The 26,710-nt window shown below is 54.9% G+C and carries 20 protein-coding genes; 12 read left to right on the plus strand and 8 right to left on the minus strand.

Going from position 1 to position 26,710, the window contains the following annotated elements; genetic code table 11:
* Positions 1 to 4: 4 nt before the first annotated feature.
* Positions 5 to 802: a hydroxymethylpyrimidine/phosphomethylpyrimidine kinase gene (locus V6L81_RS06440; protein WP_094999413.1), complete on the minus strand. Its 798-nt coding sequence runs from the start codon at positions 800 to 802 to the stop codon at positions 5 to 7.
* A gap of 285 nt (positions 803 to 1,087) precedes the next feature.
* On the opposite strand from V6L81_RS06440, the gene V6L81_RS06445 reads away from it, so the two are divergent.
* The 4 genes from V6L81_RS06445 (at position 1,088) to V6L81_RS06460 (ending at position 7,596) form a co-directional block, all read left to right on the plus strand.
* The gene (locus V6L81_RS06445; RefSeq protein ID WP_338660565.1) at positions 1,088 to 3,466 is read left to right on the plus strand and encodes a 7TM diverse intracellular signaling domain-containing protein; all 2,379 of its coding nucleotides are present in this window, start codon (positions 1,088 to 1,090) and stop codon (positions 3,464 to 3,466) included.
* Between the two features lie 74 nt (positions 3,467 to 3,540).
* On the plus strand, positions 3,541 to 5,190 hold the full coding sequence (locus tag V6L81_RS06450; protein WP_095039141.1) for an acyl-CoA dehydrogenase family protein: 1,650 nt from the start codon (positions 3,541 to 3,543) through the stop codon (positions 5,188 to 5,190).
* Positions 5,191 to 5,420: 230 nt separating this feature from the next.
* On the plus strand, positions 5,421 to 6,893 hold the full coding sequence (amn, locus tag V6L81_RS06455; RefSeq protein ID WP_153327098.1) for an AMP nucleosidase: 1,473 nt from the start codon (positions 5,421 to 5,423) through the stop codon (positions 6,891 to 6,893).
* A gap of 136 nt (positions 6,894 to 7,029) precedes the next feature.
* On the plus strand, positions 7,030 to 7,596 hold the full coding sequence (locus V6L81_RS06460; RefSeq protein ID WP_169916967.1) for a pseudouridine synthase: 567 nt from the start codon (positions 7,030 to 7,032) through the stop codon (positions 7,594 to 7,596).
* Here V6L81_RS06460 and V6L81_RS06465 read toward each other — a convergent pair.
* Positions 7,591 to 7,800, minus strand: coding sequence for a DUF2788 domain-containing protein (locus tag V6L81_RS06465; RefSeq protein WP_016779292.1), 210 nt, complete (start codon positions 7,798 to 7,800; stop codon positions 7,591 to 7,593). The two genes, V6L81_RS06460 and V6L81_RS06465, sit on opposite strands and share 6 nt — an antisense overlap.
* Positions 7,801 to 8,056: 256 nt before the next feature.
* A complete protein-coding gene (locus V6L81_RS06470; protein ID WP_338660566.1) occupies positions 8,057 to 8,554 on the minus strand; it encodes an Lrp/AsnC family transcriptional regulator in 498 nt (165 codons plus the stop codon).
* A gap of 397 nt (positions 8,555 to 8,951) precedes the next feature.
* Here V6L81_RS06470 and V6L81_RS06475 point away from each other — a divergent pair, with 397 nt between their 5' ends.
* Positions 8,952 to 9,788, plus strand: coding sequence for a DUF6515 family protein (locus tag V6L81_RS06475; protein WP_095023446.1), 837 nt, complete (start codon positions 8,952 to 8,954; stop codon positions 9,786 to 9,788).
* 11 nt (positions 9,789 to 9,799) lie between these two features.
* Here the strand turns inward: V6L81_RS06475 and V6L81_RS06480 are convergent, their stop codons facing one another.
* Both V6L81_RS06480 and V6L81_RS06485 read right to left on the minus strand, forming a co-directional pair.
* Positions 9,800 to 10,702, minus strand: coding sequence for a cation diffusion facilitator family transporter (locus V6L81_RS06480; RefSeq protein WP_094999407.1), 903 nt, complete (start codon positions 10,700 to 10,702; stop codon positions 9,800 to 9,802).
* 29 nt (positions 10,703 to 10,731) lie between these two features.
* The gene (locus V6L81_RS06485) at positions 10,732 to 11,151 is read right to left on the minus strand and encodes a polyribonucleotide nucleotidyltransferase (protein WP_094999406.1); all 420 of its coding nucleotides are present in this window, start codon (positions 11,149 to 11,151) and stop codon (positions 10,732 to 10,734) included.
* Positions 11,152 to 11,230: 79 nt separating this feature from the next.
* Between V6L81_RS06485 and hrpB the strand changes: the two genes are divergently transcribed.
* From hrpB to V6L81_RS06510, 5 genes are all read left to right on the plus strand, one after another.
* A complete protein-coding gene (gene hrpB / locus V6L81_RS06490; RefSeq protein WP_338660567.1) occupies positions 11,231 to 13,732 on the plus strand; it encodes an ATP-dependent helicase HrpB in 2,502 nt (833 codons plus the stop codon).
* Between the two features lie 166 nt (positions 13,733 to 13,898).
* The gene (locus V6L81_RS06495; RefSeq protein ID WP_019824165.1) at positions 13,899 to 15,368 is read left to right on the plus strand and encodes a site-specific integrase; all 1,470 of its coding nucleotides are present in this window, start codon (positions 13,899 to 13,901) and stop codon (positions 15,366 to 15,368) included.
* Entirely contained in the window at positions 15,361 to 17,289 is a 1,929-nt protein-coding gene (locus V6L81_RS06500; protein WP_010655484.1) for a hypothetical protein, read from the plus strand. The genes V6L81_RS06495 and V6L81_RS06500 overlap by 8 nt, the downstream gene beginning before the upstream one ends.
* Positions 17,286 to 19,352, plus strand: coding sequence for a hypothetical protein (locus V6L81_RS06505; protein ID WP_010655485.1), 2,067 nt, complete (start codon positions 17,286 to 17,288; stop codon positions 19,350 to 19,352). Before V6L81_RS06500 ends, V6L81_RS06505 begins: the two co-directional genes overlap by 4 nt.
* Positions 19,349 to 19,786 carry a hypothetical protein gene (locus tag V6L81_RS06510; RefSeq protein ID WP_010655486.1) on the plus strand — a complete coding sequence of 146 codons (438 nt, stop codon included), beginning with the start codon at positions 19,349 to 19,351 and terminating at the stop codon, positions 19,784 to 19,786. Before V6L81_RS06505 ends, V6L81_RS06510 begins: the two co-directional genes overlap by 4 nt.
* 230 nt (positions 19,787 to 20,016) lie before the next feature.
* Here V6L81_RS06510 and V6L81_RS06515 read toward each other — a convergent pair whose 3' ends face one another.
* Positions 20,017 to 20,232, minus strand: a complete 216-nt coding sequence (locus tag V6L81_RS06515; protein ID WP_010655487.1) for a helix-turn-helix domain-containing protein — start codon at positions 20,230 to 20,232, stop codon at positions 20,017 to 20,019.
* Positions 20,233 to 20,332: 100 nt separating this feature from the next.
* Between V6L81_RS06515 and V6L81_RS06520 the strand changes: the two genes are divergently transcribed.
* Positions 20,333 to 20,932, plus strand: coding sequence for a hypothetical protein (locus V6L81_RS06520; RefSeq protein WP_029612172.1), 600 nt, complete (start codon positions 20,333 to 20,335; stop codon positions 20,930 to 20,932).
* The gene (locus V6L81_RS06525; protein WP_010655489.1) at positions 20,929 to 22,323 is read left to right on the plus strand and encodes a DEAD/DEAH box helicase; all 1,395 of its coding nucleotides are present in this window, start codon (positions 20,929 to 20,931) and stop codon (positions 22,321 to 22,323) included. The genes V6L81_RS06520 and V6L81_RS06525 overlap by 4 nt, the downstream gene beginning before the upstream one ends.
* A gap of 97 nt (positions 22,324 to 22,420) precedes the next feature.
* Here the strand turns inward: V6L81_RS06525 and V6L81_RS06530 are convergent, their stop codons facing one another.
* The gene (locus V6L81_RS06530; protein WP_010655490.1) at positions 22,421 to 24,205 is read right to left on the minus strand and encodes a UvrD-helicase domain-containing protein; all 1,785 of its coding nucleotides are present in this window, start codon (positions 24,203 to 24,205) and stop codon (positions 22,421 to 22,423) included.
* Positions 24,205 to 26,343: an ATP-dependent endonuclease gene (locus tag V6L81_RS06535; RefSeq protein WP_010655491.1), complete on the minus strand. Its 2,139-nt coding sequence runs from the start codon at positions 26,341 to 26,343 to the stop codon at positions 24,205 to 24,207. The genes V6L81_RS06530 and V6L81_RS06535 overlap by 1 nt, the downstream gene beginning before the upstream one ends.
* Positions 26,344 to 26,710 lie beyond the last annotated feature (367 nt).

Raw genomic sequence — 26,710 nt, forward strand, 5'->3', positions numbered from 1 at the left:
TTGGTTACGAGCAAAAATCCAGCGGCAAGCGGCGCGGTACAAATTGCCCTTGCCCCAGTTGCTCTGCATCACGCAGGGTGCGCCATGTGTAATTGAGCGCGGTTTGCACGGCGCTGACCAGTTCTTCACCGATGGCCAGGCGCCCGGCCAACGTGCTGGCCAGGGTGCAACCCGAGCCGTGGTAACTGCCCGGCAAGCGATGGCAGGTAAAGGTGTGGCGGCTGCCGTCGCGGCTGTACAGGCGGTTATGCACTTCGTGCTCATCACCGTGACCGCCGGTGATCAGCAGGTGCCGACAAAATGGCAGGAGTTTTTCAGCGCACTCATCGGCGCTGCCATCGGGCAGTTCGGCCAGGATGCGGGCTTCGGGAAGGTTGGGGGTGGCAATGGTGGCCAGGGGGAGCAGGCGTTCGCGCATGGCGTAACCCACTTCGTCCTTGCCCAGTCGTCCGCCACCGCCTGCACGCAGCACCGGGTCACAGACCATCGGCAGATGCGGATTGGCCTGAAGCAGTTCGACTACGGTATCGACCATCTCCAGTGAACCGAGCATGCCCAGCTTGACCGCCGCAACGGTGGAGTCGCCGAGCACGGCATCGGCTTGCGCCAGTACCCACTCGCGATCCAGCACGCGGAAGTCGCGGACATTGACAGTGTTCTGCACAGTCAGGGCGGTCACTACCGGGGCGGCGTGACAGCCTTGAGCCAGCAGGGCTTCGATATCTGCCTGCAAGCCGGCACCACCACTGGGGTCATGGCCGGAGAGACAGAGGACAACGGGGCGAGAACTGTAGATATTCATGGTGCGCGAGCTTACCACCAAACAGTTTTTACGGGCGCTTGCTCGGTGTCAGGTTAGCGGAAGTTTGTAAGCCGTTGCCTGGCCTTAAGAATCTTCGGTCTCAGCGCTTATTTAGCTCTGTAATGCCCGTACTAGAGCCTTTGTGATGAATTGTTAGATGGTGTGTATGTGCCATTAATGGCTATGTTAAAGTGCCTTCAAATTATTAACCGGTCATTCGGTCGACGCGATCTCAAAGGGAATATGGGGTTGCCCGCGTCTTCGAGTGAGCTACGTTGGGGCTGTATGCGCTATTTGCTGATGATGTTGTTGGGCTGGCTACCGATGCTGGCCAGCGCAGTCGCTTTTGACGAATCCACACAAAGCCTGCCCTTGGGCCGCGTGATGCAGGTGTTCGAAGACGCGGGTGGCGAAGCGACTCTGGCAGATGTCACCGCACACGGCGAACTGTTCGAGCCCCATACCAAAGACACGCTGAACAAGGGCTACTCGCACTCGGCCTTCTGGATCAAAGTGGATTTGCACTACCAGCCACAAGACCCGCAGGTGCATCGCACCTGGCTGCTGGAGCTGGCATACCCGCCGCTTGATTCCATCGAGCTTTACCTGGCAGACGCCGCGGGCAATTACCGGCTGGCCGAACGAACGGGCGATGCACTGCCCTTCGACAGTCGTCAGATCAAAGAAAACAACTACCTGTTTGAGCTCAACTTCAGCCCGGGGCAAAGCCAGACGGTGTACCTGCGTCTGGCCAGTCAGGGTTCGGTTCAGGCGCCGCTGACGCTATGGTCGGCCCAGGCCTATCTTGAAGAGCAGCCCGTGCGGATTTACATCCTGGGCCTGATTTATGGCGTGTTGCTGGGGATGCTGGTCTACAACCTGTTTATTTACCTCAGCGTGCGTGACACCAGCTACCTCTACTACATCTTTTATATTGCCTCGTTCGGCCTTTACCAGCTGTCGGTCAACGGTGCGGCAGTGCAGTACTTCTGGCCTGACAGCCCGTGGTGGGCCAATGCCTCCACCCCGTTCCTGATTGGTGCATCGGCGTTTTTTGGTTGCCAGTTCGCCCGCTCCTTCTTGCACACCGCCTCCCACAGCCGCTGGCTTGACCGGGCACTGATGTTGCTGATGGGCGTGGGTGCTCTGGTGATGGTGCTCGCACTGACCACCAGCTATGCCGTGTCGTTGCGCCTGGCCACCGGCCTGGCGCTGGCGTTTATTGTCACCATTTTTACCGCTGGTGTGGTGGCATGGGTACGAGGCCTGCGGGTCGCGCGTTATTTTGTGATCGCCTGGTCGGCCTTCCTGCTCGGGGGGCTGGTCAATACGCTGATGGTGCTGGGTTACCTGCCGAACGTTTTCCTGACCATGTACGCCAGCCAGATAGGTTCGGCAATCGAGGTGGGGCTGCTGTCGCTGGCGCTTGCCGACCGGATCAACGCCATGCGTGACCTGCAGGCGCGTACGCTGCAGGAATCGGGACAGAAACTGGCCGCCATGAACCAGCAACTGGCCCGTACCAACCAGCTCAAAGACGAGTTTCTGGCAACCGTTACCCATGAATTGCGCACGCCCATGAACGGTGTCATTGGCTCTCTGGAATTGATCAAAACCCTGGACATGAGCCCTGAGCTGGAGCAGTACACCAAGACTGCGCAAGGTTCAGCACGAGAAATGATGCACATGGTCAATGGCATCCTGACCCTGACCGAACTGCAGGCCGGACGACTGGTCGCGCAACCCCGGCCCTTCAGCCTGAATGAACTGCTGCAGGGGCTGAGCGATCAGTTCAGGCCGGCGGCACGCAGTAAAGGGCTGGAGTTTTCGTACGAAGTGGGCCGCAATCTGCCGGATCAATGGGTAGGTGATGCGGATAAAATTCGCCAGTGCATGGAGTGCCTGCTGGATAACGCGATCAAGTTCACCCGTGAGGGCGGGGTGATTTTGCGTGTTACCGGTAAACCCGCAGAGACCGGGCGCTGGGCGCTGGCGTTCAATGTAATCGACAGCGGCATTGGTTTTGTTCACCAGGAAGAGGCCGAACTTTATCAGCACTTCTTTCAGGTTGATGGCTCCATGACCCGTGAATATGGCGGCCTGGGTATCGGCCTGGCGATTTGCCGGCGCCTTGTGGAACTGCTCGGCGGGCGCCTGACCCACCATTCCCAGCCGGGGCAAGGCTCACAGTTCCAGCTGTTGCTGGAGCTTGAACCCACGGTGCAAACCCCGTCGCACACGACTCATTCGGCGTTGCAGCTGAGGGCGCCCGGGGAGTGTGTGGTCTTGCTGGTAGAAGGCCCGGAAAACCCTGTGGTAGTGCGCGCCATGTTGCTCAAACTGGGTTATCGCGTGCTCGGCGTTGACACGGGGCAGGCGGCCATAGAAGCGTTGCGCCGCGAGCGGGTCGATGCGGTGCTGCTGGCGTGCCCGTTGGCCCAGGTCTGTGCTACGTCGATGGGCAGCCAGCTGCTGACATTGGCCGCCTGTGCGCAGTTGCCCGTGCTGGCGCTGTTCGAGTCGCAAGCCCAGGCGCAGCAAGCCCGCGAGCAGGTTGACGGGATCACGGATTATCTGCTGAAACCGCTGCGTTTTGAGGACTTGCAACAGACCTTGGCGCAACGCCTGCTGATCGACAATAACGATAAAAACGCCGAGTTTTAGGCGTTTATGCCCCTTGTTTAGCCGCAGATGCGTGCTTCACTGGCTCATTGGTACGATCCCAAGGAGCCCGCGCAATGAACTTGCATCAATACGCAGAAACCCATCAGGTGACCAATCAACCGCCGTCAATGGACGGCGTGAACCTGTACCGCATTGACCTGCCGTTGCAGTATTGGAGCCAGCATTTCGGCGCGGGATGGGCGCAGGCGCGGATTGACGAGTACGGTGCCCTGGCGGGCGGCCCGCTGATGGCTGCGGGTTTTCTGGCCAATGAAAACAAACCGCAGTTTGTCAGCCATGACCGTTTCGGGCATCGGATTGATCTGGTGGAGTTTCACCCGGCTTACCACGAACTGATGCGCACGGCGATTGAGCATGGTTTGCCGTCCTTGCCCTGGGCCCACCCGCAACCCGGTGCCCATGTGGCCCGCGCATCCATGACCTACCTGCACAGCCAGGCCGAAGCGGGCAGCGGCTGCCCCTTGACCATGACCTTCGCCAGCGTGCCGGCCTTGCGTCTGCAACCGGACCTGGCTGCCATCTGGCTGCCCAAAGTGCTGGCCACTGAATATGACCCGCGTAATGTCGATATCAGCCAAAAGGCCGGCGTGACCCTGGGCATGGCCATGACTGAAAAACAGGGCGGCACCGATGTGCGTGCCAATACCACGCGGGCTTACCCCGTAGGGGCCAAAGGGCCGGGGCAGGCCTATGAACTGCTGGGGCACAAATGGTTCTGCTCGGCACCCATGTGTGACGGCTTTCTGACCCTGGCCCAAACCGAAAAAGGCCTGAGCTGCTTTTTGCTGCCGCGCCATCGTCCGGATGGCAGCCGCAACCAATTCTATATTCAGCGCCTGAAGAACAAACTGGGCAATAGCTCCAACGCCTCCAGTGAAGTTGAGTTTCGTGGGGCATTGGCCTGGATGATCGGCGAAGAAGGTCGTGGCGTGCCGACCATTATTGAAATGGTCGCCATGACCCGGTTCGACTGCATGGTCGGCTCCAGTGCCTTGATGCGTCAGGCGCTGACCCAGGCCAGCCATCATTGCGCCCATCGACTGGTGGGCGGTCGGGTGTTGGCAGATCAGCCACTGATGCAGAACGTATTGGCTGACCTGGCGCTGGAAAGCGAGGCGGCACTGGCCCTGAGCCTGCGCATGGGGCGGGCGCTGGACAATCCGGATGACCCGCATGAGGCCAGGTTTTCCCGGTTGGTCACAGCGGTGGGCAAGTACTGGATCTGCAAGCGGGCTCCAGCCATGATCAACGAAGCGGCCGAATGCATGGGGGGCGCAGGTTATGTCGAAGACAGCATCCTGCCGCGCCTGTATCGCGAGGCGCCGGTCAATTCGACGTGGGAAGGGTCGGGTAATGTGCAGTGCCTGGACGTGTTGCGAGCCTTGTCCAAAGAGCCGGGCGTGCTCGATGCGCTGTTTGCCGAGTTGGGCGACGGGCATGGCGATGTGCGCCTGGGGCAGCACATTGTGCAGCTTAAGGCGGCGCTCAACGACACTGACGATATCCAGTATCGCGCTCGCCAACTGACAGAAGACATCGCCCTTGGCCTACAGGCAAAACTGCTACTTGAGGCTGGTAACAGTGATGTCAGCGACGCCTTTATCGCCAGCCGGCTACAGGGCAGCGGCCGGGTTTACGGCACATTGCCGCGGGGTTTGAATGTGGCAGCCATCGTTGCCCGCGCCACCCCGCAGGTTGCCTGAATATCCCCAACCCTGTGGGAGCTGGCTTGCCTGCGATGCAGACGACGGGTTTTATCTGCCAGACCCGGTCGATGCCATCGCGGGCAAGCCCGCTCCCACAGGGATTTGCGTGAGGCAGCCTATATTCTGTTTATCCCCAGCAGCCACAGGAAATCTTCGGCAGGCAATTTTGTAGCTGCCTTTAGCCATCGATACAGGCAAGATAAAGGCCTGCCCGCTCAGAAGACAGGATGCTTATCGTGACCGAAGCTTTTATTGTCGTTTCCACCGCTGAAGAGGCCGTTGACCGGCTTGCTGCCTTGCACGAGCGCGCAACCACGGCCTTGAGCCAGGCACTCAAGCGTTATCTCAAGGATCGGGTTGAACCCTCTGCGCAAGAACGCGCGCTGTTTCGCTACCCCGAACTGCGTTTGACCTACCGTATCAACGGTGAAGTGCCGACTACCACCCGTGCTTATGCCAAGGTCCAGTTACCGGGCACCTACAGTGTGACCGTCACCCATCCCGCCTCTTTCCGTAACTACCTGCTGGAACAGCTGGTGCCATTGATGCGCGACTTCACCGTTGAAGTAGAAGTCGGCGTCAGTGAGCAAAATATTCCTTACCCTTATGTGGTCGAGCAAGGTGATGAACTGGCCGGCTCCGGCGTTACCGCTGCTGCGCTGGCGCGGGTGTTTCCGAGCACCGACCTGTCTGCTGCCACCGACGGCATCGCCGATGGCCTGTACGACTGGGAAAACACCGATCCGTTGCCCCTGGCGCTGTTCGACGCCGCGCGGGTCGACTTCTCCCTGCGCCGCCTGGTGCACTACACCGGCAGCGACTGGCGCCATGTGCAGCCGTGGATTCTGCTGACCAACTACCATCGCTATGTTGACCAGTTCATCCTCCATGGCCTTGAGCAATTGCGCGACAACCCGCGCTTTGTGCGCATGGTGATGCCGGGCAATGTGATCATCGAAAAATCGATGGACTACGGCGAGGCCCAGGCCATCGCGGCGGGGGTGGTGTGGCATCGCTACCAGATGCCGGCGTATCACTTGCAGGCCAGTGATGGTCATGGCGTGACGCTGGTCAATATTGGCGTCGGCCCGTCCAATGCGAAAAACATTACCGACCACCTGGCCGTGCTGCGTCCGCATTGCTGGCTGATGATTGGTCACTGCGGCGGTCTGCGCCAGTCGCAGACCATTGGCGATTATGTGTTGGCCCATGCCTACATGCGTCGTGACGGCATTCTTGATCGGGTCGTGCCGCCGAACATTCCGATTCCGGCCCTGGCTGAAGTCCAGCTGGCACTGCAGGAGGCTGCCGCACAGGTTACCGGTGAGCGCGGCGATGAGCTGAAAAAACGCCTGCGTACCGGCACCGTACTGACCTATGACGATCGCAACTGGGAGCTGCGCTGGGCTCAGGAACGTCCGCTGATCAACCTGTCCCGTGCTGTTGCCGTGGACATGGAAAGCGGCACCATTGCTGCCCAGGGTTATCGCTTGCGCGTCCCGTATGGCACGCTGTTGTGTGTGTCGGACAAGCCGCTGCACAGTGAAATCAAACTGCCAGGTTCGGCCAATGCCTTCTATGAGCGCGCGGTCAGCCAGCATTTGAAAATCGGTATTGCTGCCGTGGACTTGATGCGCAGCCAGCTCAACTCCCTGCATTCGCGCAAGCTGCGCAGCTTTGATGAACCGCCGTTCCGTTGATCGGTGATGGTCATTTAGCGATCGGGGGACTAGCATTGCCAGCCCTGATCGCTAGATAGCCTTTTTTGTCATGTCTCGTCCCGCCCCACGCCGCCCGGCCTCGAAAAGCCTCACCGCGCCAGCTGCCAATCGCCGCGTGGCCAAAGCGCCACCGTCTGATCCCAAGCTGTACCTGTTCAATAAACCCTTCGATGTGCTGACCCAGTTCAGCGACGAAGGCGGGCGCGCCACGCTCAAGGACTTTATCCCGATTCCGGGCATCTACCCGGCCGGGCGACTGGACAGGGACAGTGAAGGTTTGCTGCTGTTGACCAATGATGGCCAGCTGCAGGCGCGGATAGCCGACCCCAAGCACAAGTTGCCCAAGACCTACTGGGTTCAAGTTGAAGGCGAGCCCACGCCGGAGCAACTGCAGCAGTTGCGTGATGGCGTTGAACTCAATGACGGCAAGACCCTGCCTGCCGAAGCGCGTGCCCTGGACGAGCCGCACCTATGGCCGCGCAACCCGCCGGTACGCTTTCGCAAAAGTATCCCGACCGCCTGGCTGGAACTGGTGATTCGTGAAGGTCGCAACCGTCAGGTGCGGCGCATGACGGCGGCAGTGGGCTTGCCGACCTTGCGCCTGGTGCGGGTACGCATTGGTGACTGGAGCATTGAAGGGCTGGAGCAGGGGCAGTACCGGGAAGTTCCGGCGCGGCTATAGGGCTCCGGATTCGATCAGGCCGATGACCACGCTTTTGATGATAAACGCGGCAACGCCCAGGCCGAGGACGAAAAACAGGATCATGGAGCCGAAGCGTCCAGCTTTGGACTTTTTCGCCAGATCCCAGACGATAAAGGCCATGAAAATGATCAGCACGCTGACCAGAATCGTCATCATCCATTCTTCAAGTACGGCAGGATCCATCGGTATTCTCCGGCGACATCGTGGGAAAAAGCCGTAGGAGTATACGCCAGGGAAGTGTGGGGATATTGATCTGGGTAGTGAGAGGATGTCGCTATACCTGTAGATACTCTGTTGCCGGTCAATCCTCCCTGTGGGAGCGAGCCTGCTCGCGAACGACCTTCGCGAGCAGGCTCGCTCCCACAGCTGGAGTTTCCTTCAGACCTTGTAGCTGCCGAGGAACGAAGGCTGCGTTCCTCGGCAGCTGCAGGTTCTATTTTTACGTGCGCAAATGGGTCAGCGGCAGCTCGGTGCTGTTGAGCACCTGATTGAGCACAAAGCTCGAACGCACGCTGGTTACGCCTTCGATACGGGTCAATTCACCCAGCAGCAGCTTCTGGTAGTGGTCCATGTCGGCAACCACCACTTTCAGTTGGTAGTCGGCGTCCATGCCGGTCACCAGGCTGCATTCCAGCACCTGCGGCAGGGCGCGGATGCAGGCTTCGAAGTTCTCGAAACGCTCTGGTGTATGTCGGTCCATTCCGATAAGCACGTAGGCTGTAAGGCTCAAGCCCAGCAGTTTGCGGTCGAGCAGCGCCACCTGACGGCTGATGTAACCGTCATCCTCAAGCTGTTTAACGCGGCGCGAGCAAGGAGATGGCGACAGGCCAATACGTTCGGCCAGTTCCTGGTTAGAGATGCGTGCGTCACGCTGCAATTCCGCCAAAATGCTCAGGTCATACCGGTCGAGTTTGCTCACGAAGTCACCCTTTGTCATAACTATTGCGTGAAAGTATCCACCTTAAGTCAAAAATTGCGCAAGTAATGTTTTATCGAGCAATCTTCGCAATCGCCTGCCGCGGCTAAACGCCTATTCTTTAAACCAGAATCACTGCCCGGACATAGAGTCCACTGCGGCCCGCCGAATCAGGCCAGCCGCGGCCGCCAACCCCACAGGGTTGCCCCGGCCCCCGGGCTACGCACTGTCCAGAAGACGGAGCGAGGTGAGCCAACATCACAAGTGTTGAGCCAGGACAGAAAATTCAAGGGGCGACCGACGGGTCGCCCTTTTTTCGTCTGGCAAAAAATAAGTTGCGTTATGCACTGCCTGGCGTAGAACCGCTTCCTGAAACCCCAGTCTTATCTATAAGCCCTGTCCTTCAGTGAGAAACAGCATGAAATCGCGTATCTGGCGTTTGGCTACAGTTGGCGTGCTCTTTGTGAGCGTCAGCGGCCAGGTGTTGGCCGATGAGCGTGGTGATGGCGGCTGGCAAGGTCGGCCACAGGGGGCAGACAATCATCAGCCGCGGCCGAATCAACAAGGTAATAACCTGCCGATCCAGCCGCGCCCCGACAGGGTTCAGCAGACTCAGTCGCCGAACCGGGGCGGCAATCAGAATTGGTATGGCGGCGGTTACGCTCCTGGCGCGAATAACCGTCATCCCAACGACCAGCGCTGGGCCGGTCGCCCGTCCGGGCATGGCAATGGCTGGGGCCCGGGGCCGCAATATCGCCCGGGTAATGTGGTAGAGCGGTTCCCCGGCCAGCACTGGCAAGTGCCGTATCGCGGCCAGAACTACTACTTTTCAGGCGGCTACTGGTATCGCCCTCAAGGCCCGCGTTACATCGTGGTGCAGCCGCCTTATGGACTGCGCGTAGGGTTTTTGCCTGATTACGCTAGGGAAGTGTGGTTTGGCAGTACCTTGATGTTTCTCGCGGCGGGGGCGTATTACGCCTATCAACCTGCAACTCGCGATTACATCGTGGTCCAGCCGCCGACGGTCTACCAACAGCCCGCGAGCAACAACTATGAGATGGTGGCTTACCCGATGAACGGTCAAAGCCCGGCCCAAATCGGTCAGGACCGTTATGACTGCTATCGCTGGGCTGTGGAGCAAAGCGGCTTCGACCCTGCCAAGGCGACATACGCCCCAGCGGCGCAAGTGGTGCAAGCCTATCGGCAGGCGCAGGGCAGTTGCCTGAGCAGTCGTGGTTATCAAGTGACGTATTGATCTGAAGCCTGCTACGGAGCCTTGCTCAGCCTCGGTTTGACCACTTCCTTCGGGTCTGCATGCACCAGTACTTCGGCCCGCGGATAGACCTGTTCAATGGCTTCAGCCGCGCGGTCACAGATGCTATGGGCTGCGGACAACGTCAGTTCACCCGGCAGCTCCAGGTGAAACTGCACAAACCAGGTATTGCCCGAGATCCGTGTGCGCAGGTCGTGGGCGCCGAGCACGCCGGGCACGCTGCAGGCCAGATTCAGCATGTTTTCACTGACATCCGTGGGTAACTCCTGATCCATCAACACGGCAAAACTCTCACGGGCGATCTGCAGTGCGCTCCACAGGATATACACCGCAATCCCCAGGCCAAACCAGGCGTCCAGCTGCGGGAAACCTACACTGGCCAGCACCAGCGCCAGCAAAATACTGCCATTGAGCATCAGGTCCGAGCGGTAATGCAGCGAGTCGGCGCGCACCGCGTTGGACCCCGTGGCCTTGATCACCCGGTGTTGCAGCACCAGCAGTGCCACGGTCATCAGCAACGAAAAGACAATGACGCCAATTCCGATCCACGGTGCGCCTACCGGCTCCGGGTTTTTCAGCCGTTCCACTGCCTGAAAGGCAATCAGCACTGCACTCACGCCAATAAACAGCGCTTGCGCCATGCCCGCCAGGGACTCGGCTTTGCCGTGACCATATCGGTGATCCTCATCGGCGGGACGCAGCGCGTAATGCACGGCCAGCAAATTGAGAAACGAAGTTACGCCATCGAGCAGCGAGTCGGTCAGGCCGGCGAGCATGCTGATCGAACCACTGAGCCACCACGCGATGGCCTTGGTTACGATCAACAGGCTGGCCACCGCCACTGATGCGCGGGTAGCCAGACGTAACAGGCGGGCGTGTTCCGGGCTGCTGGTCATGGTGCTTTCCTGATGAATGATGACGTGCTTCAGGCTGCTGGCTGCAAACCATACATAGCCAGTTGCTGGGCGCTGCCCCGGTGCTGGATCAGGCGTGGATCGTTCAGCGGGAAGCTGCGGCCCAGTTCGCTTTCAAGGATGGCCTGGAGCTTGGCGTTATCCACCTTGCCGTCTGCGCCGATGGCTTCGCGCAGTTTTTCCGGGGCGATTTGTGCGGTCTTGCCCGGCGGGAAATAAATTGCGCCGGTGGCGAAGTCGACACCGAAGGCGATCAGCCCCGGGATCACATAAAACAGCAGGCCCACGGCATCCAGTACGACGATCATGGGGTCGATCTTGCCGTCGATCTGGCCGCGGCGGTCTGGAAAGAAAATACTGCCGCAAGCAGTCAATTGGGTGAACAGTGCCGCAACCACGACACCGCCGATTACTCGCGAAGGCATACGCATACTTAAAACCTCAAACATGTTCAAAGGACTGGATCATTACTGTTCGCCGTTATACTCGCCGCTCTGTTCTGGAGCCACCATGATTTCTTTGCCGATTGATGAAGTTTTACCTGCGCTGCGCCTGGCCCTGGCCGAGCGCCATGAAACCGTGCTCGAAGCGCCGCCCGGCGCCGGTAAAACCACCCGTGTGCCGCTGGCCCTGCTCAACGAGCCCTGGCTGGCCGGGCAGAAGATCCTGATGCTCGAACCCCGGCGCCTGGCGGCCCGTGCGGCGGCCGAGCGGCTGGCCAGTGAACTGGGTGAAAAAGTCGGCGAAACCGTAGGTTACCGTATACGCCTCGACAGCAAGGTCGGCCCCAACACCCGTATCGAAGTGGTCACCGAGGGCATCCTTACTCGACGTCTGCAGCACGATCCGTCGCTGGAAGGGGTGGGCCTGCTGATTTTTGACGAATTCCATGAGCGTAGTCTGGATGCCGATCTGGCGTTGGCCTTGAGCCTCAATGGGCGTGAGCTGTTTCGGGATGAACAGCCGCTGAAAATTCTGCTGATGTCCGCCACTCTTGAGGGCGAACGGCTGGCGAGCATTCTCGACGATGCGCCGATCTTGCGCAGTGAGGGCCGCATGTACCCGGTGGCGATGCGCTGGGGGCGGCCGTTTGTGCCCGGTGAGTTTATCGAGCCGCGAGTGGTGCAGACCGTACTTGATGCCATCAACGATGAAAGCGGCAGCCTGCTGGTGTTCCTGCCCGGGCAGGCGGAGATTCGCCGGGTCAATCAGCAACTGGCCGACGCGCTGGGTTCGCGCAGCGATATTCTGCTGTGCCCTTTGCATGGAGAACTGGATCTGGCGGCCCAGCGTGCGGCCATCGAGCCTGCGCCAAAAGGCCTGCGCAAGGTGGTGCTGGCCACCAATATTGCCGAGACCAGCCTGACTATCGACGGCGTGCGCGTGGTGATCGATGCCGGGCTGGCGCGTGTTCCGCGGTTTGACCCGGGCAGCGGCATGACCCGCCTTGATACCCAGCGCATTTCCCGCGCCAGTGCCACCCAGCGCGCCGGCCGCGCCGGGCGTCTGGAACCGGGTGTGTGTTATCGGCTGTGGTCCGAGGACCAGCACGCGCAGTTGGCGGCCTATGGCAGTGCGGAGATCCTGCAGGCTGATCTGGCCGGGTTGGCGCTGCAACTGGCACGCTGGGGTGTCACTCCCGAGCAACTGATCTGGCTCGATATGCCGCCCTCGGCCAGTTATGCACAGGCCCGACAATTGCTCGATCGGCTGGGTGCCTTGCACGGAGCAAAACTCACCCCCCACGGCGAAGCGATGGCTGAACTGCCTGCACATCCGCGGATTGCCCATCTATTGCTGCGCGGTCAGGACCTTGGGCTGGCCGACATGGCCTGTGATATCGCGGCGTTGTTGGGGGAGCGCGATATCCTGCGCGGCGTCGGAGCGGACCTGCATAGCCGGCTGGCCCTGCTGTCAGGCGAAAGCCGCGCCGCACGGGGCGGGCAGGGCGGTGTGCAGCGGGCCAAACAACTGGCCCGGCAGTATCGCGGGTACTTGCGTGGCAAGGCCAGGCAGCCGGTCGCCGACCCCGACCACCCGCGCTGGCTGGGTGCCTTGCTGGCGCTGGCCTACCCCGATCGGGTCGCCCAACAGCGTAAACCCGGTGGGGCGGAATATCGTCTGGCCAATGGCCGTGCGGCGTTGTTCAGCGAAGTGGATGGCCTGATGAAACAGCCCTGGCTGGTCATCGCCGATTTGGGCAGCCGTCAGGGGCAACGTGAAGAACGCATTTATCTGGCGGCCGAGTTTGATCCTGCTTTGCTCGAGGGTGTCTTGAGCGAGCAGGTCAGCGTTGTTGATCAACTGGACTGGGATGAGCGCGAGGGCGTGCTGCGTGCCGAGCGCCAGCGCAAGGTCGGCGAGCTGGTCCTCAGTCGCGAGCCATTGACCGGGCTCGACGAAGCGGCCCGTACGCAAGCGCTGATCAATCTGGTGCGACGCAAGGGCCTGGAGCTGTTGCCGTGGACGCCCGAGCTGCGCCAGTGGCAGGCGCGGGTAGCGTTGTTGCGTCAACTGGACCTGCAGATCCAGGGGCACAGTGAATGGCCCGACGTCAGCGATGCCGCCTTGCTGGCCGGGCTTGAAGACTGGTTGGGGCCGTATCTGGGGCGTGTGTCGCGGCTCAGTCACTTTGCCAGCCTCGACCTGTCGAGCATTGTGCATAACATGCTCAAATGGCCGCTGCCCCAGCGCCTGGACGAACTGGCGCCCCACCATATCAAGGTGCCTTCAGGGTCTTCGGTGCGGCTGGACTACAGCGAACACCCGCCGATTCTGGCGGTGCGCCTGCAAGAGTTGTTTGGGCTGGCGGACACCCCGCGTATTGCGGGCGGGCGCCAGGTGGTCAAGTTGCACCTGCTTTCTCCGGCAAGGCGTCCGGTGCAAGTAACCCAGGATCTGGCCAACTTCTGGCGAAGTACCTATGCCGAAGTGAAAAAAGATTTGAAGGGGCGCTACCCCAAGCTATTCCATAAGTTGGACCCTTGGGTCGATTCGCTTAACAAGAAATGATTGACGCATTCAGGCTTCTGCTTCCACATAACGAGCAGCGTTGACTACGACGCGTTCACTGTCCCAGGTTGCTTGAGCTCTGGACGAGGAAGTAACTGCACTGAGTTGAGGTGAATCGAAAACGCGTACTCGCTAAGGTGGATTTTCCAACATCCACAGGTGAGCTATGCCATACAGCAACCCCTCTCATCGAAGTCGCCTGACCACGATTGCGCGTATTTCCGATCCCTTTTCAAACGTGTCAACGCTTGAAGCCGCTGGCGCCCGCGCGGAGCCTCTGACCGCAGACCAATCACTTGTCGTTTATGAGTTCAACTCGATCTGCGAACCGGGAAATTCAGAGCTATACCACCTTCCATTTTTGTTTCATGCCAACGGAGACCCTTGGCATGAGGCAAACTCATACGTGCTGAGTGTGATTCGTGATAGCCCAGTTAGGGTTAGCCGCACCGATGGGATAAGAAAGCTAGCAAGTAAGTTGTTAGATTATTTGAGGTTTTGCGAAGACAATGAACAAGAATGGCTCGACTTCTCGGGTACTAGGATGTCCATGCACCCAACTACCCGTTACTTTCATAGGCTGATAACGGAAGGTAAGAGAAGTAATTCTGTAATCAATCAATATACCGGGGCGGTATACGGTTTTTATCAATATGTCAGCGAGAACTGGCATCCATTAGATATGAATAAGGTTGATACGGTCAAGTACGTCAAAATGATGGTGGAGACGTCAACAGGTACCAAGTCATTCGAGGTAAGGAAAAGAGGGCAGACAAAAAAGGTGCCACGCAGGGCGATGCCGCAAATTGGATACATAAGAGAGGATGGCGAGGATTTGCGGCCTCTGCATAATTCTGAACTTCAGGTCTTGATGCTATCTCTGAGTGATGGTGAAGTTTGGTCTGCTGTAGAGCGGCTTATTGTGCATGTTTCTCTTCTTACTGGGGCAAGAAAACAAACAGTTTTGACATTGCGGCTTCGGCACCTGAAAAGATTTCGCCCTGAATTTCTGCAAAAAGATAATACTTATAAACTTTTTGCCGGGCCAGGAACCGGAATCGACACGAAAAATAACAAGCTGCAAGACCTCTATTTTCCTAGGCCGCTCGCCGAAGAATTATGCAGGTTAATTGCTAGCCCGTTGATGCTTGCCCGACAGAAAAAATTTCAAGCAAAGTTGGCAAAAGAATTTCCACAGGTGCAAATGACAGGCGATGAAATGTACGTATTTTTATCTGATCAGGGTAATAGCTATTACATGGCTAAGGATGATCCCCGGTATACCCTAGTGAAATCGCCTCAGTCCGGGCAGGTCGCAGATACGATTCGACGCAAAATAAGACGTCTTGATATTAAAAACTTTCCTTGCGATTTTACCTGCCACTGGCTGAGAGCAACATACGCCTATATTTTATATCAAAGGCTGAAAGCTCTCGTATCTAAAGAGTTGTTGCCGTCGGGGGATATCATCGATTTCATACAATCCAGAATGCATCATGAGGCAAGAGAGACTACGGAGAACTACTTAAAGCTCTTTACAATGACGCATGAGAAAGTGCTCGTACAGGAGTTTTGGGAGTATAGGTTGTTTGAAGGTGCGTACGAAATATCAGGCGGAGGCCTGTCCAATGCATGAGGATTACGTGCAGCGTGCAGACTTAATTCACATCCCACCGTCAGCGTTTCTGGAAGATTTTTCTGAGCCTGAGAGGCTTCTAGTTAGATTGACAAGGTCGGTCAAGAAAAAAGGCTTAGATTTTGGAAGTTTTGCGTATGCTGATACTCGGGCAGATTTGAATGTGCACGAGGATCGTGGCGAGTATGTTGTTCTTTCATCTTTTGTTGAATCTCGCCGGGAACTCATTCTTGCAATCATACAGAGCTTGTTTACTCTTCGTGAAGAAAGCGTGCTCCAAAACTTCGTACGCATACGGCTATTCATTCGATGGCTGAATAGAGAAGGCTTTGTGAGGCTGTTCGAAAGCGAGGAGGAAGCGCAAAGAGCGTATGTTGGATACACGGCTCACCTTATACATAGGCTTCATACTGGTGGGCTTAAGCCGCGTACTGCTGCACATTACCAAGAAGGTGCTTGTTCCGTTATTAAAGCAGCATTTCCCCAGACCTACCGACATGTCGTATCGGGAGTCACAAAAATTTCGGGAGTGACACAACCTGTTGCTCCTAGTGACGATCATATCCACTTTTATAGAGATGTATGTCTCGCTCTGGCTCGACAATGCAGTGAGTTCGTGTTGAACAAACGACCTTTCCCATGCGTGGTAAATATTCGCGATTATGAAGTGGTTGTTTTTCACTCTGTAGTAGGCGTTTCGAGCCCGTATAGACCTCCTATAGACGTTTATAATGCCGCGGAGCGGCGTATCGCTACGCTCGATGAATATAAGGCTAAATTGCTTGAGAAAAACATTGAAGTAAAAGACAGGATCCTTAAGCACGGCATAATGGATGCTCAAAAAACCTTGAGCAGAAATAACCGCGATGAACGATCTCGGCAGCGTCTTCGCATTGCATCCTTGGCAGTCAAGGCGTATGCGTGCCTTCTGCTCTTAATTACCGGGGCTACCCCTACGGAATTTTCTCAGTTTTTATACGCGGATGCCCTGCAAGTTAATAAATCGCCGTTAAAAAAAGAATTGTCGGCGGTGAAGTTTAGGGCAGGTGGGAAAGTTACAAATTATAATGTTGGTAGAAAAAATGGGCTGTCTATTCTCCAGGACTATCTCAAATTGCGGGAGTGGTTGCTAGACGGTCGGAGCTACGATAAGCTTTTTTTTACGGTCTCTGAACTGCGTAATCCATCCTACAAAGAGCTTGACGCTTTGAGGGATTTTCCAACTAGCGATGCGCTACAGACGTTCTATCGTACCCTTCATGCGGGGTTTATAGATCCTAGTATTCCAATCCTTACAGTGAGGGAGATGCGAAGACATAAGAGCGTCACCCAGCATATGGGGGGGTTTTCCGTATCTACAGTAGCGAATTCTCTGAATCATACAGAGACTATGAACCTAGGTCGGTATTCTGGAGGTACCCTCGAGCATCAAAAGTCAGAGCTTTCCAAATACTGGGAGGCTGTTCAAACGGCTGCTGCATCAATTAAAGAACAATCCGAGAAGGCGGATCAGCTGATACCTATCGCCAGCGGCCAATGCGAACAATTCGGCGCTGCTTCGCCAGCACCTCAATTTGCGTCGAGTATTTCCATACTACCGGACTGCCAAACCCAGCACGGATGCTTGTTTTGTGTTCACTATGTGTGTCACTCAGATGAGACTGACATAAATAAATTGATGAGTTTGCAGTACGTAGTAAATGCTGTACGTCGTTCTGCGCCAGATATGGAGCATGCTGAATTACTATACTCGGATTTGTCTGCAAGGATTGATTATATCCTTAACGCTCTTGCGGAACGCGGCGATTCGGTTGCGAAGATTGTTGAAAAAGTAAGAACTACTGTGCATGTCTATGGTGTATTAACCCCTTTTTGGGAAACGCGCTTGAGTCGCTTTGAAAGGCTAGGAGTTGTTTTTTGAATAAGAAGTTTTCATCCTCGGGCATATTATACGCAGCCAAAGGCTTGGATATGAAGAACAAGCCTGATGTTGCATGCGCAAGCGGTAAGGCACCAAGTAATTGTTTTGTTTTATGTCGAGATGGTGACGGCCTGGCCACCGCCGTTTATGGAAATAATATTTGGGATTTTAATCCGTACAGGCTGTCGGCGGTTCATATATGCAAGGTAAATTTTGCCAAGGTTTTCAAGGGCGAAGGCGAACACGAATTGCGCTTAATAGATGAGGCGAAATATATAATGTACTCATTGATTTATTACGGCGGAGGTGGACGGACCGGGGCTTTGAGCGCTACTACTCTTGGTTTGTATTGGGTGCATGTGCTGCGGGGAGCGCTGCGGTTTTGCTATGCTCAGCGCGCTAAACCCATGGTAGGGATTATCACACTGGGCGAGTTGTTTACTATTCCAGTTTATCTTGCTGCATTCTTGCGCGAATTGAACCCGTCCTATCACAAAGTTACATCTGCATTTCTAAGTCAAATGATAGGTGTCGGGGCGCGGCATCTGGGTTATGAAGTTGTTAATCCTCAAGCTCTTAAAATCGTCCGGCCGAAGAATAAACAACACCCCGTTATTCCCACAAGATTTTACCTTCAGATTATAAACGTTACCGGCGCTTTGCTCGATCAGATTTATCCGAATATTAAAGAGCTCGATACATTGATTTGTAAATTCTCCGATGAACATTACGGCATTGGGAGAGGTACACAGAAATCAAGGGGCTTAGGTGGGAAAAGACACTATCGTCCAGATTTGCACATGGCTATCAAGGAGCATGGTTTGCACGATTTGTTCAAGGGGGAATTTGAGTGTCAATCTCGGTTGGTATTTCAAAGAATCATTTTGAAACTTCAGTATGTTATGAAAACTGTAATCCAGTTGTATACCGGCATGCGGGAGCAGGAAGTCATGCGCATGTCATATAATTGTATAAGTGAGGTATCGTATCGTACTCCGTTTCAAGACCCGAAGCGTATCAGTACCGATCTTGGGCAATGCGTGAGCGTACTGTCTACGACGACCAAGTATTCTGGATATAAAATGGAAGGAAGGTGGCTTGCCCCCAAGGAAGTCACAAGGGCTGTGGAAGGCGCACAGGCCATTTGCAGAGGGTTGGCGACCTTATATGGAATAGACGTTGGTGATGAATGCCCACTGTTTCTTAGTCCTTCGGTGATCGGATTTATAAGAGGGGCGAAAAAAGTAGCAGTTGCTAACTTTGTATCAGAAAAGACCCAGCTTGCTGGCTTCTCTTCGATGCTTATTACCGCTGAGGATTTAGCTGAGCTCTCATTAACCGATCAGTCTCGTGACTTTTGGAATGAACCTGCTTACCAAGTTGGTCAGCCATGGCCGCTGACTGGACATCAATATAGACGCTCGCTAGCGTTTTATGGCAGTAGTAGCGGCTTCGTCTCTCTTCCAACGCTCAGATCTCAGTTTAAACATTTGTCTTTAGCAATGGCCCGATATTACGCTAACGGGTTTAATAAGTTGCGCACGATGTTCGGGTACTATGATCAAGGTAGAGGAGAGTTTGTCTTGCCGAAAAACCACATTGCATATGATTATCAGATGGCTATACCAATGTCAGTTGCTAATCAATTAATCGCAGACCTTCTGCATTCTGATGCCCCTCAGTTTGGCGGAGTCGGAACTTATGTGGAAAAGCAGCGTGGAAGAGTTCTCAGTGGTGAAATTAGTGTAGAGGAACTTCGAGCGGATACTCAGCGCAGAGTCAAGAACGGTGACATAAGCTTTCGCGAGACGCTCTTGGGTGGATGCACTAAGTTTGGTCGCTGCAATTCTTTTTTGCTCGGCGATTTTTTGAGTTGCCTAACGTGCGAGAGTGCGGTGATAAAGTTAGAAAGGATTGAAGTCGTGATATCGGATAGTCGTTCCGAATTGTTGATGTATCCACAGGCTTCTGGCGAGCGGCAGATAGTAGAGAAAGAAATTGAAAGACTATCCGACTTTTTGCGTCTAAAGACCACTGAGCGGGTTGGGGTAGAACTAGTATGAGTAAAGAACCCCAAAGCGGTTTATTACTTTGTTTTGAGGCGTTGGATCGATTGATTGCGGCGCAACCCGTAAAATCCAGATTTGTAGGGTTGTCTTTAAGTAAGCTTACGGCAAGTATAGTTAGCGAAGAGGCGGGGTATGATAGAGGATATCTTAAGCGCTCACGCGCCGCTCATCTTCCGCTACTGGCGAGAATTGATGCTTTACGCATGAGTGCGTCTAAAACTAAAACGTCATCAAGTGAGAGTACGCTGCAGTCATTGAAAAAAAAGGTACAGAATCTTGAGCAGCAGCTTATTGAAACCTCGTATCAGCGTGATCGGGCTCTGGCTCAAAATCTTAAACTTTGGGAGCGTATGAGGGTATTAGAGCAATCCAAGTCCGGCCGAATCGTGGCGCTGGGAGGTCCTAAAAGAGGTACTACCAATCGCTGATGTTCAAGTTGGCTGGGGTTGAGATTAGTAACGCGCTTTTCTTAGCCTCTGGCCATTTTTACTAGGTATCTGATAATAGAGTAGTAAGGATAAATGATCGATGTCGTGATTAATCGCCGTTGTATCCTCATCTTTATCTATTATGGTAGTTCAAAATTTCAGCGATTTCCACCTGGGATAGATTGCCAGATTTGCTCGATGGCGTATCTAAGAGGTGTGCCGGTCCCATGTTATCGGCTGTCAGGTAACAAGCATCTGGGATCACACCCTAGACTCTCCGCAATCTGATAGAGCTTCTCTACCGTAATGTTTGCCTCGCCCCGCTCAATCCGGCCCATATAGCTGCGATCAACTTTGCATACAAGTGCAAGCCCATCTTGGGATATGCCTTTTGCCTTCCTTGCTTCCCTCACTTTTTTCCCTAACGCCTTCGCCAAATCGCTCATAGCTGCCTCAATTCACTCGAGGCAGGACTATCGGGCGTTTACGGACGAATCAGCCACGGACTATAATCCGTATTTTGTCTGCGAAAGCTTGGTTCCCTGCATGAAACATGATTCATTCGAGTTTGACAGGCAGCTGTATGACCTCCTCTGCCATGAACACCATCAAAGTTTCACGATCCGGCAGCTCCGGGATGCCTACGTGCTGACTATGGAAGGAAGCCCGAAACTCGCTGCAGTTCGGATCTACGTGTATGAGCAGATCCGGCGGCTGGTGCGTGCCGGATGGGTGGCCAAGGCGCCTATGCTTCGTAAGCGTGGCCAAGTCTATCAAGTCTTAAGCAAGCCTCCTGGCATAGACCTCATGCTGGTTGCATCTCGCTTCCGATGTGCAGACATCTCAGACCCAGTTGTGGGGGGGCATCACGCAAGTGACAATACAATTGATCCATCAGATCCAATTTTGCCAATCGCTGATCCGGCGGTAGCCCATAGCCGCTTAGAGGAAATGCTGAAGGAGACTCGCCTAGACCTTCTTTCCTCAATGGGAGAAACAGAACGTTACAAGCAGCTCTTTGAGGAAATCCCCCATTTGAAAGGGCTTCTTGAAAACGCTTATTACGAGGTTCGAGACCGCTGCTCCCGCCTGTTGGGTCATCTCCGCGCGCTAGAGACGACACTCAAGGCTGTGACCGCGGTATGAGCATGGGACTTCGCACATGGCAGGATCAATGCAAAAACACGGCGTTGGCTCAATACCTTGAGACGCCCCATTTTTTCTGTCAGGCCACTCCCGGGGCCGGTAAGACCAGGATGGCGGCTGAACTTGCAAAAGCGCTGCTGGATCAGGGCAGAATTGACCTGGTTTTGTGTTTTGCTCCATCACGCCAAGTGGTTGAAGGCTTCCGGCGTACTTTTTCTGATGTGCTGTCGAGACGACTCGATGGGCTGATTGGCGCCGTCGGCGCTGTGTGCACCTACCAAGGGATGGAATACCGGGATGAGACCTTTTGGAAGCTGTTCGATGATTATCGTGTGTTCGCTGTGTTTGACGAAATTCATCATTGCGCTGGCCACGATGCACTCTTAAGCAATGCTTGGGGGCAGCGTATAATTCAGCGCGTCCAGGACAGGGCTGCGTACACGCTAGCGCTTTCTGGCACGCCTTGGAGGTCCGACCAAAAGGCGATAGTCCTGGCGCGCTACTCGACTCCAGAAGGCAACCTTATTTGTGACTACCGTTACGGTCTTGAAGAGGCGATCTCGGACGAGGTATGCCGATCACCGCGAATAGTTATTTTGGACAATACAATGGTCAGACTCACAGAGGCCATTGAGAGTGATAATACGGTTACTGTTTTCCCCAACATCGCTAGCTTGCTTACAGACTCGCCAGTTACCTATGAAAGCCTGCTGTTCCACGAAGATGTCCTGAGACAGCTTTTGCTATTAGGGTGCCGGAAGCTCAAGGAAATTCGTAACGTGAAACCGGACGCTGGCGGGCTTGTGGTGGCAACAAATATCGAACACGCTCACCAAGTCGCAGCGATGCTCCGACTTGAAGGTGAGAGCTGCGATGTAGTCACAAATAAAACCCCAAATGCTCAGCGAGTGATCAACGATTTCAGGCACAGCAATCGGCCGTGGATTGTGGCTGTTGGAATGATTAGTGAGGGTACTGACATTCCGAGGCTTCAAGTGTGCTGTCACCTAAGCAGGATCAGGACTGAGCTTTATTACAGACAGGTCTTGGGCCGGATTCTGCGTCGTTCCGCTAGTAATGACACAGAGGCCTGGCTGTACGTCTTGGCCGAGCCTTCGCTGCAGCAGTTTTCTGAGCGGGTTGCAGACGATCTTCCCCGCGACGTCGCGGTGCTGAACTATCTTCAGGGTGTCTCAGAGGAGGTCGCCGCTAGCCCAGTTGAGAACTCGGCTGACCAGTACAACTGTCACCCTGTGACGCCGTTCCAAGGCGAGTGCTTTGAGCGCGAAAGCCAACAGTTGCCGGATGAGATCTATAGCTACGATGTTGGCCGAACCTACGAGCTCAACTTCTCTCAGCATTACCGGACACAACTGCTTCGAGTTTGCTAACGCAAGGGGCCACCATGCCTTACCAATCTAGTCTTTTGGCACAGCAATGTGCCGGGGCGAGGCGTATTTTCGATGGGCCTCCCCCCTAGGCTGGATTCTACTCGGCTGCGTCGTAGTCAAAGACACATGTGAACAGTGCCTCTGTAGCCGCATAGTGCCCATAGTGCCCTTGGGGGCGTCCGCTCTCAGAAATCAAATGTAGATTCTTGCGGGCACGGGAACCTACGACGTAGAGGAGCTTGTTCGCGGCATCCAGGCTTGCTGCCTCGGTGAAATGAGGCACCATCCCCTGAAGAAGGCCGAACGCGATGACCACATCGTACTCGGCACCTTTTACCCCGTGGATCGTCGAAACGGTGATACCAGTCCGCTCGCGAAATACCTTCCTGAAGAAAGAGATATCGTTGATGTACGGGGCCCCGTCCTTTTGGAGCCTGTCGATCCGAGATAGTGAGCTGCGAAAGAACGCATCGCGGTGCTCCATTAATGCGGGGAAGCTATGAAGGGCTACCCCGAGTCGTTCAAGCAGCGCGGTGAAGGCTTGGTCAAGGTAGGCAATCCCATCCATTTCGGAGATTGAAATTGAGTTGCATTCCCTCAATAGGAGCCGCTGTGTCAGGCGCGATGTATCAACGCCCAAATCACCCAGGTCGCTGATCACATCTCTGGCCCATCGCATGCGACGAACAAGCATCTTCGGCGATGACTCAGTCAGGATGATTTTCGAAACCTTGAACCAGAAGTTGTCTATATCGTTACTAAAGGGGACTAGACCAGGGCCGTCAAACTGCTGATCCGGAAGCATCCTTACTAGATGCCGCGTCGTCGATGCCAATAAAATCCACCATGGGGCGAGCACGCAGATCTCCTCAGGAGGATGCCCGGCAGCAAGGCTTGCTTGGATCAGTCGTACTAGCTCGTCATGCAAATTGGTGAGTGTTACGTGCTGGTTGTACGAAACCTTGCTTGGAAACGACGCATCCGATCCCGCGCTCTCGATTGATGTCGGATAAACGCTGAAATTCGAGAAGTGGGAAATGATCCTATTACTCGAACGGTAATTCCGGGTAAGCGCCATTTCTCTTATCGGGATTCCAGCTTCGGCACGAAAATCAGCCACCGGAACTGCGTAGCCACCAAGCGAGCCGTAGATAGCTTGGTTTGGATCGCCTACGATGAAGGTCTTCGTTCGCCCCGCTCCGGCACGCAAAATAGCGGTAAGAAGGCCATATTGAATTTGTTTCGTGTCCTGATACTCGTCTACCAGAACATATGAGAAGACCGAAGCGAGAATTGATGCAATATGCTTTTGATCACTCATCAGGACCTGCGCATACCAAAGGATCAGCTCGAAATCGATCTGACGCGCTTCGCCGAGCTCGCGAAAATACTCACCAAGAATTTTATGTAGCGTTTCATGCTTCCAAGCATCTTTGCATCCTAGGTGATAGCCCGTTTTGCTGAAGTAATAATCGCAATCCCAGTGCGTGATCTTTGGGTAGGGCGCGCATAGCCTATCGAGCATGAGTTCGCGGTCGTGTCTGTCTAGGACTCGATAGCCGCGGGAAAGCTCTGGAAGGTAGATGCCATATGGCTTAATGATCCACTCGAGGCAAAATGAGTGAATGGTCCCGATCCACAGCTTTGACGTGTCAACACCGAGACCTTCAATGCGCTCCTGAATTTCATCTGCTGCGCGGTGCGTATAAGTAATCGCCACGACAATCCGCTTGTCCGTGGCCCGCGAAAGCTCATAAGCGATCTTATAGGTCAACGTCCGCGTTTTTCCGCTCCCAGGGCATGCGATGAGGAATACGCTCGAAGGCTCCTCGATTGCGGCAGACTGCTCGGCGTTCAATTCACGGGAATCCCAGGCGAACATCAGGCAATGCCAACCATGAACGAATTAATGGCATCGCCTGGTAGCGCGAGGGCGACAGCAGCTTTTAGGAAAACCAGATCGATTTCGCCGCGTTGGAAACGCTCAACCTCACCCCTCAGGAGTGTTAGTCGTGGCTGTGCTGAAGGATCGGCATGGATTTGGCGGGCAACTCGATACTGTAGGATTCTGGCGAGCAGCAGAGGGGACATGTGCCCATGCGCGAATTGAAGGGCCTGCAAGATGTAGGGAGGGATCGCTACCTGATGGTCCAGCTCTTCGGCGAGCATGATTGCAAACCAGCCTTTCCCCTCATACTCAGCCATCAACAGCGCACGAAAACCTACTAGGTGAGGTTGACCCGATCGAAGGGCTTCCACCGCCTCTTTGATAGTGTGCGGCGCTATATAGACCTTGCTCGCTGCTCGAGCGAACGCCTCTTCGTTGCCCGCTGATACGAGGTCAACTTCAAAGGTGTGTGGTGCATAGAAGGCCGAGATCCAAGGGTTTCCAGCGACAAAGGCATCGAGACCAACCTTGCGTTCGACGCCAGCTTTTTGGGAACCTATCGCCTTGCGTTTCTTGCTTGCCAGAAACTCATGATCAGTGGGCTGCGGCGTCACATCAAAGAAGGTGGTATCAAGGTCAGTAACTATCGCACAGCGCTTGCGGATTCGGAGGTCGTGAAAAAGGACTGCGACGTTTTTGAACCCCGTGCTGCGTATGTTGATGACACTAATACCCAACTCATCAACGCTCAGCCCAAGCACCTTTTTCACCAATATCGGGATCAGTATCTCCTCCGCATCGCCTTCAACGAGTAGTACGCTTTTAGCGAAGAGCAAATTACTGCGGACAGCATCCAGATATCTCTGGATGCTTCTCACCTCTGATGGCTCAAGCCCCGTAGCGGGTTGGTAAGCCTCGCAATATGAGCCTTGCCGCCCCAGAATGTTGACGTTAGTGACATTGCTCACTTCGGAGATGTGGGTCGAATGCGTTGTGTAGATAATCTGGGCATCGCTGTAGGAAATACGGTCGAACAGAGTCTTCTGGATATGGGTGTGAATGTGCGCTTCGGGCTCCTCGATCAGTAGAAAGTTGGCAATGGCAAGCTTCTCACGCTGATACTTGAACTCAAGAAGCTTCAGCGTCAGGTAGATGAGGTTTGCTCCGCCCAAGCTCAGCTCGTGAATACCACCCTCATACCCATCATCGGCCTCGCCTACAAAAAGGCGCAGGGACTGAAATAATTTTTCTGCCTCATCTGGTAGGTCAGATTTAATCGAAAGCGAAGCAGGCGAGTAGGTTTCTCCGGCCGCATCTTTGATCGTTTCGCGAATGTGGTTACGAACCGACTGCACATCTTCGAGTCCTTCGATAGAGGCATTCAGGTCTCTGACCATTTGGGTTATAGGAAGCATCGACACTGGATCTATCTCCCCACTCTTACTCTTGAGTAGCGCAAACAACGGGTTCGTTCGGTTGTTGTGAAACTCGGCAACGACGTCCCGGAGGGCTTGTATGAAGGTCAGTGACACTTCTTTCGTAACCGAGAGGAATCCAGGTACTTTAGCCCCGATCTGAGGGAATTCAGTTTCAGCACTGAAAGTACACGTTTCGAAATTACCCACAATCGACTGGTAGACGGAAGGGTCGCTGAAGTCGGCGCTGCTTCTTCCCGTGAACACAGTTTCGTAGTCATCGATCGTGATGGTACTGCGTATTTCCGCGAGCACCTCATCATCAAAAATATCTAGAGCAGCCAGCTTGAGCCGGATCTCCTTTTTCGGACGGAAGATGAGGTTATAGGTTGCCTTCGCTAGCGGTCCTTCTTCTAGCGCAGCGGTGCCGTGAAGAAATAGCGCCTGAACGGCTTCGTCGGCGCTGATCTGTTCAAACTCAACACTGATAATGATCCAGTGACCTCGCCATTCACCGAGCGATCGGCAGAAGTCGGACTCCTCCAGTCGATAGGCTGCACGCACCATGGTGTCATCCAATAGTAGACGGATTGCGCGCAGGATATTGGACTTACCTGAGCCATTTTCGCCGATGATGGTGTTGACGCCCCGCTGAAACTTTAGCGTTGTGTTGCTGAAGTTTCGGTAGTTCACCAAAGTCATTTTGGAAATGTGCATAATTCTCCAGAGCGCCAACGCTCATGAACAGTCTTGTCTGTTTGTGAACGATGGTAGCGTGAGGGAGCATCGTATTCCCACAGAAACCGCTCACAGGCGCCCACCAACAGGCGCAGGGATTGCGCTGTTCCGCAATAGCTTGATCTCATGGCTCAACCTCAGATGTTAACGAGGCAAATGTGATGCAAGACTCACGAGTTTTAGAACTCTTCTTTCGAGCCCCGGTCGAGTGCTGGAGTACAGATCGCCAGTTTGGATTTGGACATACAATCACGAGCGATCGAACATGGCCCTCGGAGGCATTCCCCCCCTAACAGAAGTTGGCCCTAGTAGCTTGATCTCTATTTCAGGCGAGTATCAAAAATGG

The organism is Pseudomonas bubulae (assembly GCF_037023725.1).
Lineage (GTDB): Bacteria > Pseudomonadota > Gammaproteobacteria > Pseudomonadales > Pseudomonadaceae > Aquipseudomonas > Aquipseudomonas bubulae.

What these genes read in the sequence shown, in the direction of transcription:
- V6L81_RS06440 (WP_094999413.1), bottom strand. Translation starts at nt 802, where the DNA reads ATGAATATCTACAGTTCTCGCCCCGTTGTCCTCTGTCTCTCCGGCCAT.
- V6L81_RS06445 (WP_338660565.1), top strand. Translation starts at nt 1,088, where the DNA reads ATGCGCTATTTGCTGATGATGTTGTTGGGCTGGCTACCGATGCTGGCC.
- V6L81_RS06450 (WP_095039141.1), top strand. Translation starts at nt 3,541, where the DNA reads ATGAACTTGCATCAATACGCAGAAACCCATCAGGTGACCAATCAACCG.
- amn (WP_153327098.1), top strand. Translation starts at nt 5,421, where the DNA reads ATGCTTATCGTGACCGAAGCTTTTATTGTCGTTTCCACCGCTGAAGAG.
- V6L81_RS06465 (WP_016779292.1), bottom strand. Translation starts at nt 7,800, where the DNA reads ATGGATCCTGCCGTACTTGAAGAATGGATGATGACGATTCTGGTCAGC.
- V6L81_RS06470 (WP_338660566.1), bottom strand. Translation starts at nt 8,554, where the DNA reads ATGACAAAGGGTGACTTCGTGAGCAAACTCGACCGGTATGACCTGAGC.
- V6L81_RS06475 (WP_095023446.1), top strand. Translation starts at nt 8,952, where the DNA reads ATGAAATCGCGTATCTGGCGTTTGGCTACAGTTGGCGTGCTCTTTGTG.
- V6L81_RS06480 (WP_094999407.1), bottom strand. Translation starts at nt 10,702, where the DNA reads ATGACCAGCAGCCCGGAACACGCCCGCCTGTTACGTCTGGCTACCCGC.
- V6L81_RS06485 (WP_094999406.1), bottom strand. Translation starts at nt 11,151, where the DNA reads ATGCGTATGCCTTCGCGAGTAATCGGCGGTGTCGTGGTTGCGGCACTG.
- hrpB (WP_338660567.1), top strand. Translation starts at nt 11,231, where the DNA reads ATGATTTCTTTGCCGATTGATGAAGTTTTACCTGCGCTGCGCCTGGCC.
- V6L81_RS06495 (WP_019824165.1), top strand. Translation starts at nt 13,899, where the DNA reads ATGCCATACAGCAACCCCTCTCATCGAAGTCGCCTGACCACGATTGCG.
- V6L81_RS06500 (WP_010655484.1), top strand. Translation starts at nt 15,361, where the DNA reads ATGCATGAGGATTACGTGCAGCGTGCAGACTTAATTCACATCCCACCG.
- V6L81_RS06510 (WP_010655486.1), top strand. Translation starts at nt 19,349, where the DNA reads ATGAGTAAAGAACCCCAAAGCGGTTTATTACTTTGTTTTGAGGCGTTG.
- V6L81_RS06515 (WP_010655487.1), bottom strand. Translation starts at nt 20,232, where the DNA reads ATGAGCGATTTGGCGAAGGCGTTAGGGAAAAAAGTGAGGGAAGCAAGG.
- V6L81_RS06520 (WP_029612172.1), top strand. Translation starts at nt 20,333, where the DNA reads ATGAAACATGATTCATTCGAGTTTGACAGGCAGCTGTATGACCTCCTC.
- V6L81_RS06525 (WP_010655489.1), top strand. Translation starts at nt 20,929, where the DNA reads ATGAGCATGGGACTTCGCACATGGCAGGATCAATGCAAAAACACGGCG.
- V6L81_RS06530 (WP_010655490.1), bottom strand. Translation starts at nt 24,205, where the DNA reads ATGTTCGCCTGGGATTCCCGTGAATTGAACGCCGAGCAGTCTGCCGCA.
- V6L81_RS06535 (WP_010655491.1), bottom strand. Translation starts at nt 26,343, where the DNA reads ATGCACATTTCCAAAATGACTTTGGTGAACTACCGAAACTTCAGCAAC.